At 68.6% G+C, this 12,265-nt stretch carries 10 protein-coding genes and 1 pseudogene; 4 read left to right on the forward strand and 7 right to left on the reverse strand.

The genetic code is table 11. The annotated features are described in order from the left end of the window. Positions 1–85 (forward strand): annotated as a pseudogene (locus AC1DMQ_RS09275) (hypothetical protein); the annotation flags it as partial. A 293-nt stretch (positions 86–378) separates the two neighbouring features. Here AC1DMQ_RS09275 and glyS read toward each other — a convergent pair. The 4 genes from glyS to AC1DMQ_RS09295 form a co-directional block, all read right to left on the reverse strand. Then, positions 379–2,508 carry a glycine--tRNA ligase subunit beta gene (gene glyS / locus AC1DMQ_RS09280; RefSeq protein WP_477033272.1) on the reverse strand — a complete coding sequence of 710 codons (2,130 nt, stop codon included), beginning with the start codon at positions 2,506–2,508 and terminating at the stop codon, positions 379–381. A 5-nt stretch (positions 2,509–2,513) separates the two neighbouring features. Next, complete coding sequence (locus tag AC1DMQ_RS09285) at positions 2,514–3,425, reverse strand: glycine--tRNA ligase subunit alpha (RefSeq protein ID WP_477033273.1); 912 nt, start codon at positions 3,423–3,425, stop codon at positions 2,514–2,516. An 87-nt stretch (positions 3,426–3,512) separates the two neighbouring features. Continuing rightward, positions 3,513–3,902: a hypothetical protein gene (locus AC1DMQ_RS09290; RefSeq protein ID WP_477033274.1), complete on the reverse strand. Its 390-nt coding sequence runs from the start codon at positions 3,900–3,902 to the stop codon at positions 3,513–3,515. Between the two features lie 86 nt (positions 3,903–3,988). Beyond that, entirely contained in the window at positions 3,989–4,339 is a 351-nt protein-coding gene (locus AC1DMQ_RS09295) for a DMT family protein (RefSeq protein ID WP_477033275.1), read from the reverse strand. 324 nt (positions 4,340–4,663) lie between these two features. Between AC1DMQ_RS09295 and AC1DMQ_RS09300 the strand changes: the two genes are divergently transcribed. Together AC1DMQ_RS09300 and AC1DMQ_RS09305 are read left to right on the forward strand one after the other, a co-directional pair. Next, positions 4,664–5,002 (forward strand): P-II family nitrogen regulator, encoded by a 339-nt coding sequence (locus tag AC1DMQ_RS09300; RefSeq protein WP_007665036.1) that lies wholly within the window; start codon positions 4,664–4,666, stop codon positions 5,000–5,002. Positions 5,003–5,028: 26 nt separating this feature from the next. After that, complete coding sequence (locus AC1DMQ_RS09305) at positions 5,029–6,564, forward strand: ammonium transporter (protein ID WP_477033276.1); 1,536 nt, start codon at positions 5,029–5,031, stop codon at positions 6,562–6,564. A gap of 179 nt (positions 6,565–6,743) precedes the next feature. On the opposite strand, the gene AC1DMQ_RS09310 is transcribed toward AC1DMQ_RS09305, so the two are convergent. The 3 genes from AC1DMQ_RS09310 to AC1DMQ_RS09320 all read right to left on the reverse strand — a co-directional run bounded on the left by AC1DMQ_RS09310 (position 6,744) and on the right by AC1DMQ_RS09320 (position 11,189). Continuing rightward, entirely contained in the window at positions 6,744–7,625 is an 882-nt protein-coding gene (locus tag AC1DMQ_RS09310) for a 4-(cytidine 5'-diphospho)-2-C-methyl-D-erythritol kinase (protein ID WP_477033277.1), read from the reverse strand. Positions 7,626–7,689: 64 nt separating this feature from the next. Then, entirely contained in the window at positions 7,690–9,411 is a 1,722-nt protein-coding gene (locus AC1DMQ_RS09315; protein WP_477033278.1) for a tetratricopeptide repeat protein, read from the reverse strand. Between the two features lie 104 nt (positions 9,412–9,515). Beyond that, positions 9,516–11,189, reverse strand: coding sequence for an electron transfer flavoprotein-ubiquinone oxidoreductase (locus tag AC1DMQ_RS09320; protein WP_477033279.1), 1,674 nt, complete (start codon positions 11,187–11,189; stop codon positions 9,516–9,518). A 162-nt stretch (positions 11,190–11,351) separates the two neighbouring features. On the opposite strand from AC1DMQ_RS09320, the gene AC1DMQ_RS09325 reads away from it, so the two are divergent. Next, positions 11,352–12,173: a uracil-DNA glycosylase gene (locus AC1DMQ_RS09325; protein ID WP_477033280.1), complete on the forward strand. Its 822-nt coding sequence runs from the start codon at positions 11,352–11,354 to the stop codon at positions 12,171–12,173. The last annotated feature ends 92 nt before the right edge of the window (positions 12,174–12,265 follow it).

Here is a 12,265-nt window from a genome sequence, read left to right on the forward strand (position 1 = left end):
CTCCACTCCAGCCCAGTCCCGCTCGATCGCCCCCCGCCGCCGCATCGGTCGCTGGCCTTGCGCCCTTTCCCTGCGGCGAGGTGGGTCAAGGATACGGGCGCCGCGAAAGGGTGAGGACCAAATCGGGTCGAGAAAGTTCAGGGCGTTGAAATCGTGGGGGTTTGTTGGCTGAACGCCGAGGACAAGCCCCTTGCCCCCTCTCTCATGGAGAGAGGGAGGGGCCCGCCGCGAAGCGGTGGGAGGGTGAGAGGGTTCACCGCCAGACGGCGTGCCGGCAGGGCGTCAGTGAGAACTGCGGTGAGGGTGTAACCCCTCACCCTCCCACGCCTGCGGCGCGGGCCCCGCCCTCTCCCTCTGGGAGAGGGTTCAAGAAACCGCCTACCCGCCGACCAGCGAGAAGTCGGCGACCTGGCCCATGGCGTCGCGGACGGCGGCCAGGGTCTTCAGGCGGTTGTCGCGTTCGGCGGCGACGTCCGAATTGACGAACACGCCGTCCAGGAAGGCGTCGACCGGGCCGCGCAGGCCGGCCAGTTCCTGCATGGCGGCGGTGAAGTCTTCCGCCTCCAAGGCGGACGCCAGCGGCTTTTCGATCATCCGCAGGGCGTCGTGCAGCTGCACTTCCGGAGCCGAGGCGTCGGGCAGGATCTCGCGACCGCCCTCGGCCTTCCAGCCCTTCTTCTCCTCGGCCTTGAGGATGTTGGAGGCGCGCTTGTAGCCGGCCAGCAGGTTCTTGCCGTCGTCGGTCTTGAGGAACCCGTCCAGCGCCTCGACCCGAGCGACGATGCGCACCAGGTCGTCGTCGCCAAGCGCGAACACGGCGTCGACGAGGTCATGGCGCTTGCCTTGGTCCTTCAGCGTGACCTTCAGGCGGTCGCCAAAAAAGGCCAGCAGATCATGGACCAAGGCGTGCATCGCCTTGGAGTTCTCGTCCTCGGGAAGCGGCGCGTTCGGCCGCAGCGAGAGCGAGAAGTTGTCCTGCTTGAACAGATAGCTGAAGCCCATTAGCGCGCCGCCGGTGGCCATCAGCAGCGGTAGGCGATAGCCACCTTCCAGAATCGTCCTGATCACGCCCAGCGCCGCTCGGCGCAAAGCGAACGGGTCTTTGCTGCCCGTCGGCTTCTCGTCGATCACCCAGAACCCGACCAGTGTATCGAGCTTGTCAGCGAGCGCCACGGCCACGCTCAAAGGCGTCGTCGGGACTGCGTCGGAGGGGCCTTGAGGTTTATAGTGGTCGCGGATGGCGTCGGCGATCTCGGGGTCCAGGCCAGCCGCACGAGCGTAGTAGCCACCCATCAGGCCCTGGAGTTCCGGGAATTCGCCGACCATCTGCGAAGCCAGGTCTGCCTTGGCCAGACGAGCGGCTTCCTTGGCCTTCTCGGCATCGGCGCCCACCAGCGGCGCGATCGCACCAGCGAGCTCGACGATGCGCTCGACGCGCCGCGCCATCGTGCCGAGCTTGGCGTGGAAGGTGACGCCGTTCAGCTTTTCCAGCCACGGCTCGAACCCGACCTTGACGTCCTCGTCCCAGAAGAACCGGGCGTCGGACAGGCGCGAGCTCAACACCTTGGCGTTGCCCTCGGCGATCACCTTGCCGCCGTCCGCCGACTGGACGTTGGCGATGGTGATGAAGTGCGGGGCCAGGCCCTCCCCGTCCGGCTTGCGCACGGCGAAGTACTTCTGGTGGGTGCGCATCGAGGTGCGGATCACCTCGCCCGGCAGGTCCAGGAACGCCGGGTCCATGTCGCCCAGCACCGGGGTCGGCCATTCGGCCAGGCCGGCGACTTCCTCGAGCAGGCCGATGTCCTCGACCAGCTCCAGATTGCGCGCGAAGCACAGGGTCTTGCAGCCCTCGAGGATGCGCGCCTTGCGCTCCTCGACGTCCAGCACGACGAAGTGCTCCAGCAGGCCCTTGGCGTACTCGTCAAAGTCGCGAACCTTGAACGGTTGCCCGCCCCAGCCGAAGCCGACGCGCATGAAGCGGTGGCCCTCGGTGATGTCGCCGGCCTCGATCCCCTCGATGGCGAACGGCACGACCTCGCGGTCGAAGACGCAGAGGATGCGCTTCAGCGGCCGCACCCAGCGCAGCTTGCTCGTGCCCCAGGTCATCGACTTGGGCCACGGGAAGCCGCGGATGATGGCTTCCACCATCTCGGCGACGATCTCGGTCGTCGCGCGTCCGGTCTTCTCGATGAAGGCCATCCAGACGCCGTCGCGCTCGACCAGCTGGTCCTGGGTCAGGCCCGCCTTGCGCAGGAAGCCTTCCATGGCTTGCGGCGGGGCGCCGACGCGCGGGCCCTTCAGCTCTTCCTTGCGGTCGGCCTGGGCGATCGGCAGGCCCTCGACCACCAGGGTCAGGCGGCGCGGACCGGCGAAGGTCTTCAGGGCCTCGGGCAGGAAGCCGGCGGCGGCCAGGTGGTCGCGCGCCATGCGCTCCAGGTCGCGCGCGGCGCCGGCCTGCATGCGGGCGGGGATCTCTTCGGAGAACAGTTCGAGAAGGAGTTGGGGCATCGACTTTACGCGGCTTCCTGCTGCTCGACCCAGGCGCTGGCGCACATCTTACAGAGGTCGCGGATGCGGCCGATGTAGGAGGCGCGCTCGGCGACGGCGATCGCGCCGCGGGCGTTCATCAGGTTGAAAAGGTGGCTGGCCTTGAGGACCATGTCGTAGGCGGGCAGCACCAGGGACTTGCCCTGGTACGAGCGGGCCAGCATCAGCGGCACCTGTTGCTCCATGTCCTCGAACTGGCGCTTGAGCACGGCCACGTCGTAGCCGTGGAAGTTGGCTTCCGACTGCTGGCGCTCGTTCTCCAGGAACACGTCGCCATAGGTCAGGTGGCCCAGCGGCGCGTCCGGGTCGTTGAACGGCAGGTCGTAGACGTTGTCGACGCCGAACACGTACATGGCCAGGCGCTCCAGGCCGTAGGTCAGCTCGCCCGCCACCGGCGAGACGTCCAGGCCGCCCACCTGCTGGAAGTAGGTGTACTGCGACACTTCCATGCCGTCGCACCAGACTTCCCAGCCCAGGCCCCAGGCGCCGACGGTGGGGTTCTCCCAGTCGTCCTCGACGAAGCGGATGTCGTGGGTGCGCAGGTCCAGGCCGATAGCCTCCAGCGAACCCAGATACAGGTCCTGCATGTTCGACGGGTTCGGCTTCAGGATCACCTGGTACTGATAATAGTGCTGCAGGCGGTTGGGGTTCTCGCCGTAGCGGCCGTCGCCCGGACGGCGCGAGGGCTGCACATAGGCCGCGTTCCAGGGCTTGGGACCCAGCGCGCGCAGCACCGTGGCCGGGTGCAGGGTTCCCGCCCCCACCTCGACGTCGTGCGGCTGCAGGATCACGCAGCCCTGGGCGCTCCAATAGTCATGGAGCGTCAGGATCAGGTCTTGGAACGACCTGGGTTTTTCTTGGGGCTTTTCAGAAGACATCAGGGTCCGAACAGGGCCAGAAAAAAGTCGGCGGACCATAGGGCCCGCCGACTGGTGCTTCAAGCTTAGTCAGACCGTTGAGGAGGCTTAGTTGCCCTTGGCGGAGGAGCGCTTGCCGGCGTTCGACAGCGGCGCGCCGTAGGCCTTGCGGTTTTCCGGGGTGTCGGCGATCGGCGGGTTGGAGACGACGTTGGGGTCGCCGGCCTTCAGGGCCGACTGTTGCTCGGCCGGCATCGACGAGACGCGGCCGGCGGTGTCGGTCGCCATGCCGGTCGGCGCCGGCGTGGTGGTCGCGGCCGTCGGGTCGGTTGGAGTGGCGGCGGTCGCCGGGTCGGCGGGCATGGTCTGGTCGGCCGGAGCGGCGGCGGTCGGGTCCGGGTTCACCGGAGCGCCCGCCTGGGGAGCCGTCGACTGGGCCATGGCCGCGCCGGACATCAGCGCCAGGGCGGCGGCGGCGGTAGCGATACGCACAAACATGGGGCTGATCCTTCTTGGAGGAAATACAGCCACATCAGCGTTCAAACCTTGGACTCCGTTGCGCCGATCACGGGTTCGTGAACGCTTTACTTGAAGAACATCACGATCGCCACGCCCATGAAGATGAATCCGAACCCCACCAGCGTCTTCCAGCTGATCGCCTCGCCCAGGTAGAAGACCGAAAACAGCGTGAAGACGATCAGGGTGATCGCCTCCTGGCCGGTCTTCAACTGCGCGGTCGAATAGACGTTGTGGCCCAGGCGGTTGGCGGGCACGGCCAGCAAGTATTCCGGCAAGGCGATCAGCCAGCTGGTGAAGATGGCGACCAGCATCGTCGTCGAGCGATTCTTCAGGTGCCCGTACCAGGCGAAGGTCATGAAGACGTTCGAGGCGATCAGCAGCCCCCAGGGCGCGATCTTGAACCAGAATGAGGGCATGGGCGGCGGAAACTCCAAATCGCGATGCGAGAGCCGCTGATTGTATTCGCTTCGCGACAAGCTGGACCAGCCCACCTCTCAGGAAGGTGAAACGCCGCCTTTCCGAGCGCCCAAGGTTGTCGATGCCTGGATTTTAGGCGCCACGCCCCTTTCGTTTCCAATTCCCTACCGCGCGACAGCCATGTCCGAAGCGCGACCGATAGCGTGAACGGCGCCGGGGAAACGATGAGGGCCCATGGGTCCGCGTCGCGGTGCGAGTGAGCAACGCGCTCTAAAACCAATTCTAAGGGGAGCCCGCTCAGTCGGCGGGTCGGAGCAAGGCGGATGAAACTGATCATAGCGATCGTCAAACCCTTCAAGCTCGACGAGGTCCGCGAGGCGCTCGTCGCCGCGGGCGTCGAAGGCCTGACGGTGTCCGAGGTCAAGGGCTACGGCCGGCAGAAGGGCCAGACCGAAATCTATCGCGGCGCGGAATACCAAGTGAATTTCGTGCCGAAGGTGAAGCTGGAAGCCGTGGTCGACGACGCGTCGGCCGCCAAGGCGGTCGAGGCGGTCAAGGCCGCCGCCGCCACGGGCAAGATCGGCGACGGCAAGATCTTCGTCCTCAATGTCGAGGAAGCCGTTCGCATCCGGACCGGCGAAACCGGCCCGGCCGCTTTGTAATTCGTCGGGAAAAGGGGATACCAACGATGAAACTGCACTTTAAACCGCTGGCCGGGCTTGTGCTCGCCGCGACCCTGGCGGGGGCCCCTCTGGGCGCCGTCGCCTTCGCTCAGGAGACAGCGGCTCCGGCCGCCGCCGCGCCCGCCGAGGCCGCGCCGGCTCCGGCCGCGCCCGTCGCCGCCGCTCCGGCTCCGGCCGAAGCCGCTCCCGCCGCCATCGTCGACAAGAACGACAAGGGCGACAACGCCTGGATGCTCACCTCGACCGTCCTGGTCCTGCTGATGATCCTGCCGGGCCTGGCCCTGTTCTACGGCGGCCTGGTCCGCTCCAAGAACATGCTGTCGGTGATGATGCAGGTCTCGACCGTCGCCATCATCGGCTTCGTCGCCTGGGTGCTGTGGGGCTACAGCCTCGCCTTCACCGACGGCGGCAGCTGGGACCTCTTCGTCGGGGGCCTGGGACGCCTGTTCCTCAAGGACGTGACACCGGCCAGCAACGTCGCGACGTTCTCGACCGGCGTGGTGATCCCCGAGTTCACCTTCATCTCGTTCCAGGCGACCTTCGCCGCGATCACCGCCGCCCTCGTGGTCGGTTCGCTGGTCGAGCGCATGAAGTTCGCCGCCATCGTCGCCTTCGCCGTCCTGTGGCCGCTGCTGTCGTACTATCCGATGGCCCACATGGTCTGGTGGTGGCCGGGTCCTGACGCCATCGCTCAAGCGCCGACCGCCGCCATCAAGGCCGGTCAGATCTGGACCTGGGGCGCGCTGGACTTCGCCGGCGGCACCGTGGTGCACATCAACGCCGGTATCGCCGCCCTGGTCGGCGCCCTGATCCTGGGCAAGCGCCAAGGCTACGGCAAAGAGCCGATGCCCCCGCACTCCCTGACCCTGACCCTGGTTGGCGCTGGCCTGCTGTGGGTGGGCTGGTTCGGCTTCAACGCCGGCTCCAACCTGGAATCGAACGGCTACGCCTCGCTGGCGATGATCAACACCTTCGTCGCCACCGCCGCCGCCGGCCTGTCCTGGATCGTCGTCGAGTGGGTCACCAAGAAGAAGCCGTCGGCCCTGGGCTTGGCTTCGGGCGTGGTCGCCGGCCTCGTCGCCGTCACCCCCGCCGCCGGTTTCGCCGGCCCGATGGGCGCGGTGATCCTGGGTCTGGTCGTTTCGCCGATCTGCATCTTCTTCTGCTCGGTCGTGAAGAACGCGCTGAAGTACGATGACAGCCTGGACGCCTTCGGCATCCACGGCATCGGCGGCATCGTCGGCGCCCTGGGCACCGGCCTGCTGGTCAACCCCGTCTGGGGCGGCGCCGGCATCGTCGACTACACCACCTGCGCCAAGGACGGCGACATCTCGACCTGCGATGCTCTGGCCACCTACACGCCGATCGGCCAGCTGATCATCCAGGCCAAGGCCGTCTGCCTGACCGTCCTGTGGTCGGCGGTCGCCTCGGCCATCGTCTTCTTCGTGATCAAGCTGGTGATCGGCCTGAAAGCCTCGCCGGAAGCCGAAGAAGAAGGTCTGGACATCTCCGAACACGGCGAACGCGCCTACCACAGCTAAGGCTGAGGCAGGTTCGGTCCAGAAGTTCGGATCGGGAGGGCGCGGAAGCTTCGGCTTCCGCGCTTTTCTTTTGGGTCGACGCCCCGGAGGACATGCTCTCACGGCAAGGCCTCGGCCAATCGAGTCACGAAGTCGGCGTGAGTGCGTGTCCCCAACGCCATCCACGGCGCTGCAGCGTTTTAGAACGGCCCGCCCAGCCGGCAGCGCTTCACCCACCAGTCGGGCCGCATCCGCTCGAGCCGCTCGGTCAGCCCCTCGGCCTCTATGTCGCCGGCGCACAGGGCGAAGCAGGTGGCGCCGGAGCCGGACATCCGAGCCAGCAGGGTCTCGGGCTCGTCGGCCAACAGGTCCAGCACCTGGCCGATGCGCGGCTCCAGGGCCACGGCCGGCGCCTGCAGGTCGTTGCGGGTGAAGCCGGCCAGCCAGGCGCAGACCTCCTCGACGCTTTCCAGCCCGTCCAGCAACGGCGGCGGGGCCTCGCCCTCCGGCGCGACGGCCGCGTCGTAGGCCCGGTAGACCGCGCCGGTCGGCGACGGGACCAACGGGTTGACCAACACGGCGTGCAGCTCCGGCAGGGCCGGCGCGGGCGACAGGCGTTCGCCCCTGCCCTGCGCCATCACCGGCGCGCCCCACAGGCAGGCCGCGCCGTCCGCGCCCAGGCTTCCCGCCACGGCTTCCAGGTCGGCGTCGGACAGGTCGGGAGCCAGGGCCTCGCGCAGCAGCCGCAGGGCCGCGCCGGCGTCGCTCGACCCGCCGCCCAGGCCGGCGGCGATCGGCAGGGCCTTGTCGAGGATCAGGCGGAAGGGCGGCAAGGGTCCGCCGAGCCGGGCGTGGAGGGCGTCGGCGGCCCGCACCACCAGGTTGCCGTCGTCCAGCGGGATCTCGCGGCCGAACCGCCCCGTGGTCTCGAAGCTGGGCGCGTCGGCCGCCCGCAGGCTGACCCGGTCGCCGACGTCGGCGAACAGCATCAGGCTGGAGATCGGATGATAGCCGGCCGCGTCGGGCCCGCCGACGTGCAGGAACAGATTGACCTTGGCCGGGGCGAAGGCGTCGAGGCGCATGGCGGGCCTTTGAAAGCGTCTGGAAGTCGTGGTCGCCCGGTTTATCCGGGCGGCTCAAGCGGCGCTACTGGGTCGAGGCGATCCTGGCGGGCGGACCGTTCAGGCCGTCCTTCAACTTGGCCTCGGCCTCGGCCTTCTGCTTGGCGTCGGGTTCGAGGCTCAGCACGCGCTGCCACTGGTAGCGGGCCTCGACCGTGCGCCCGACCCGCCAGTAGGCGTCGCCCAGGTGGCCGTTGACGTCCGGGTCGCCCGGCTCCAGCTCGACGGCCTGTTCCAGCTTGGCCACGGCGGTCTTGTAGTCGCCCTGGCGGTAGTAGCCCCAGCCCAGGGAGTCGAGCATGGCCCCCGACTGCGGCCGGGCGTCGACCGCCTTCTGGACCATGGCGATGGCCTCGGGCAGGTGCAGGCCGCGGTCGATCCACGAATAGCCGAGATAGTTCAGCAGGTCCGGCTCGTCCGGGCTGATCTTGACCGCCGTCAGCAGGTCATGCTCGGCGTCGTCCCAGCGGCCGGCCCGTTCCAGCGCGATGCCGCGCATGTAAAGCAGCCGCCAGTCGGGCTTGTCGCCCTCGCCGGCGATCAGCGGGTCCAGGGCGGCGGCCGACTCGGCCCAGCGCTCGTTGGCCCGCAGCAGGTCGGCATAGGTGATCTGGGCGTCGCGGTCCTTGGGCGCGGCGGCGGCCGACTGCTGGGCCAGGGCGACGGCCTTCTCCTTGTCGCCGGCGGTCTGGTAGCTCCAGGCCAGCTTGGACTGGGCCGCGACATAACGGGCCGAGGTCGGCGCCACCTTGGCGTAGGCCTCGCGGGCTCCGGCATGGTCGTCGTCCTGGGCCAGCAGGTCGCCGACCAGCAGCCAGGCGTCGTCGCGCTTGGGGTCCAACCTCAGGGCCAGGCGCAGATAGGCCAGGCCGAACTGGCTCTGGCGCTCGCTGGCGAAGGTGGCGGCGCAGGCGACCAGCATGTGGGCGGCGCCCTGCTTGTCGGTCGCCATGGCCGGCGCCGAGCCGCGCGCCGCGGCCCGGGCCCGGGCCATCCGCAGACCCTGATCGTCGGGATCGCGGGCCAGGGCCGCGTCGTACAGCGCCACGGCGTCGGCGTGACGCTTGCGACGCTCCAGGAACGCGCCGTAGTCCTCGACGAACAGCCCCCGGGCGTTCTCGATCGCCATCAGCGCCTTGTAGTCGGTCTCGGCCTCGTCATAGCGCTTGGCGCGCTCGTAGAGCCGCGCCTGGCTCAGCTGGCCGAAATACTGCACGAACCGGTCGCCCTGCAGCTCCGGCCGCGTCACGGCGCCGTTGTTGTCGCCCGCGGCGGCGGCCAGCCACGGGGCCAGCAGCACGGCGGCCGGACGATGCGGGAAGCCCAGGGTCTCGGTCTTCAGCAGGGTCTGGGCGTCGCGGCCCTTGCCGCTGGCCATCAGGTCGACCACCCGGGTCAGGACGCCCAGCCGGCGGACCTGCTCGTTGGAGTCGGTTCCGCGCGGGGCCATGGCGGCGGCGCGCTGCACGTCGCCGGCCAGCAGGGCGGCGGTGAAGGCCCGGTCGGCCAGCACGCCCGGATCCTCGTCCAGCTGGCGCGCCTCGTCGAAATAGGTCGCGGCCTGGGCGTTCGAGCCATTCAGCAGAGCCGCCTGCCCGGCCAGGAACTGGCCGTAGGCCGACCGGCTCGAGCCCCAGGCGGAGCCCATGACGAGCTGGCCGCGCAGGTCTGGGGCCGGCTTGGCGGCGGCGCAGGCGGTCAGGGCCGAGGCCGAAACGAGGGCAAGGAGAAGCTTGATACGCGTCATGTCCGCACCCTCATCGGTTTCCCGTCGCGCCGCAAGAAAAAGGCGCGGTCCAAGTTCGGACCGCGCCTCCTAGGCTTTCATCGGGGCCTTTCGAAGGCCTGCCGCTACATGTTCGGGTAGTTCGGCCCGCCGCCGCCCTCGGGCGTGGTCCAGACGATGTTCTGCGACGGATCCTTGATGTCGCAGGTTTTGCAGTGGACGCAGTTCTGGGCGTTGATCTGGAAGCGCGGATCGGTCCCCTGCTCGTTGTAGAGCACCTCGTAGACGCCCGCCGGGCAGTACAGCCGGGCCGGTTCGCCGTACTTGGGCAGGTTCACCGCGATCGGGACTGTCGGGTCCTTCAGCGTCAGGTGGGCAGGCTGGTCTTCCTCGTGGTTGGTGGCCGAGATGAACACCGAGCTCAGCTTGTCGAAGCTGATCACGCCGTCGGGCTTGGGATAGACCAGCGGCTTGTAGTCCTTGGCCAGGCCGGTCGATTCCGCGTCGGTCTTCTCGTGCTTCAGGGTGCCGAAGAACGAGAAGCCGCCAAACAGGTGCGTGCACCACATGTCGAACATGCCCAGCGCGCCGCCCAGGGCGGTTCCGAACTTGCCCAGCAGCGGCTTGGCGTTGCGGACGACCTTCAGTTCCTTGGCCACCCACGACGTCTCGTAGAGGTCCTGGTAGGCGACCAGCTCGTCGCTGGCCCGGCCCGCGCCCAGCGCCTCGAAGGCGGCGTCGGCGGCCAGCATGCCGGTCTTGACCGCGTTGTGGCTGCCCTTGATGCGCGGCACGTTGACGAAGCCGGCCGAGCAGCCGATCAGCGCCCCGCCCGGGAAGGTCAGCTTCGGCACCGACTGATAGCCGCCCTCGGTGATGGCCCGCGCGCCGTAGGCGATGCGCTTGCCGCCTTCCAGGTGGGGCTTGACCGCGGCATGGTGCTTGAAGCGCTGGAACTCGTCGAACGGCGACAGCCAGGGGTTCTTGTAGTTCAGGTGCACGACGTAGCCGATGGCCACGTAGTTGTCCCCGAAGTGGTACATGAAGCTGCCGCCGCCGGTCTGGTTGTCCAGCGGCCAGCCGGTGGTGTGCTCGGCCAGGCCCGGCTGGTGCTTGTCGGCCGGCACCTGCCACAGCTCCTTGATGCCGATGCCGAACTTCTGCGGCGACTTGCCCGCCGACAGGTCGAACTTGGCGATCAGCTGCTTGGCCAGCGAGCCGCGCACGCCCTCGGCGATGAACACGTACTTGCCGTGCAGCTCCATGCCCGGCTGGTAGTCGGGCTTGCGGTGGCCGTCCTTGGCCACGCCGACCACGCCGACCACGACGCCCTTCAGCGAGCCGTCGTCGTTCCAGACCATGTCCGAGGCGGCGAAGCCCGGATAGATCTCGACGCCCAGCTCCTCGGCCTGGGCCGCCAGCCAGCGCGAGAGATTGCCCAGCGAGGCGATGTAGCAGCCGTGGTTGTGCATGAACGGCGGCATGGCGAACATCGGCAGCGAAAGATCGCCCGACGGGCCCAGCAGCCGGAAGACGTCCTTGGTGACCGGGGTCTCCAGCGGCGCGCCGCGTTCCTTCCAGTCGGGGAACAGCTCGGCCAGGCCCTTGGGATCGATCACCGCGCCCGACAGGATGTGGGCGCCGACTTCCGAGCCCTTTTCCAGCACGGCCACCGAAACCTCGGTCCCGGCCCTGGCCGCCAGTTGCTTGAGTCGGATGGCGGCCGAAAGGCCCGCCGGTCCGCCGCCGACGATGACGACGTCGTATTCCATCGACTCGCGTTCGAGCTCTTCGCCCATAACATCTCCCGCCCGGGCGCACGCTGCCCGCGTTCTTGCTGTTTGAATCGCAGCTTATCGTGAGGTGACGCGGAGGTGGTCAAGAATAAACAGATGTTTTTTGCTGCGATGCAGCGCAGGCCCGGCGTGGCGACCCGCGAAACTTCGTACTAAGAGAAGCGTATGAACCTCGCCGTCGACCCGCGCGCCGTGGAAAGCCTGCTCGCCTTCTGGGCCGATGCGGGCGTCGAGGCGTCGTACGCGGACGATCCGATCGACCGCCTGGCCGAGGGCGCGGCCCTGCTGCGGGCCCGCAAGGAGCCCGCCGCCCCGGTCGCCGTCACACCCGTCGCCACACCAGCCTTCGGACGCGGACCCGACCTGGGCGCCGCCGTCGCCGAGGCCCAGGCCCTGGCCGCCGCCTGCGCCGACCTGCCCGCCCTGGCCGCCGCCATCGCCGCCTTCGACGGCTGCCCGCTCAAGACCCAGGGCGCGCGCCAGGCCGTGGTTTCGCGCGGGCCGGCCGACGCGCCCCTGATGATCATCGGCGAGGCCCCCGGGGCCGACGAGGACCTGCAGGGCGCGCCGTTCGTCGGCCGCGCCGGCCAACTGCTGGACCGCATGCTCAAGGCGGCCGGCGTGCTGGACCGCGCCTTCGTCACCAACACCGTGTTCTGGCGTCCGCCGGGCAACCGCACGCCGACCCCGCAGGAGCAGGCCGTCTGCGCGCCCTTCCTCGAGCGGGCGATTCAACTGGTCCAGCCCAAGATCCTGCTGCTGGTGGGCGGCGCCTCGGCAAAGAGCATGCTTCGTCGTGACGAAGGCATATTGTCGCTGCGGGGACGGTGGTTCGAATGGACCTCCAGCGACGGCGCCAACGAGCTCCCGGCCTTGCCCACCTTGCATCCGGCGTTCCTGCTGCGTCAGCCGGCGGCCAAGAAGAAGGCCTGGGCCGACATGCTTATGCTCAGCGAGAGGCTTGATCGTCCGGAGCGTCCCAACTAGAGATTCGGGCGACCAGTTGGACACGGGACGCGTCGGGGAGCCTTTCGGGGCTAGGGCGCGGAAACGCATTGCAGCTTCTTGCTCGCCCTCTG

It is taken from the genome of Caulobacter sp. 05L422 (genome assembly GCF_056397765.1).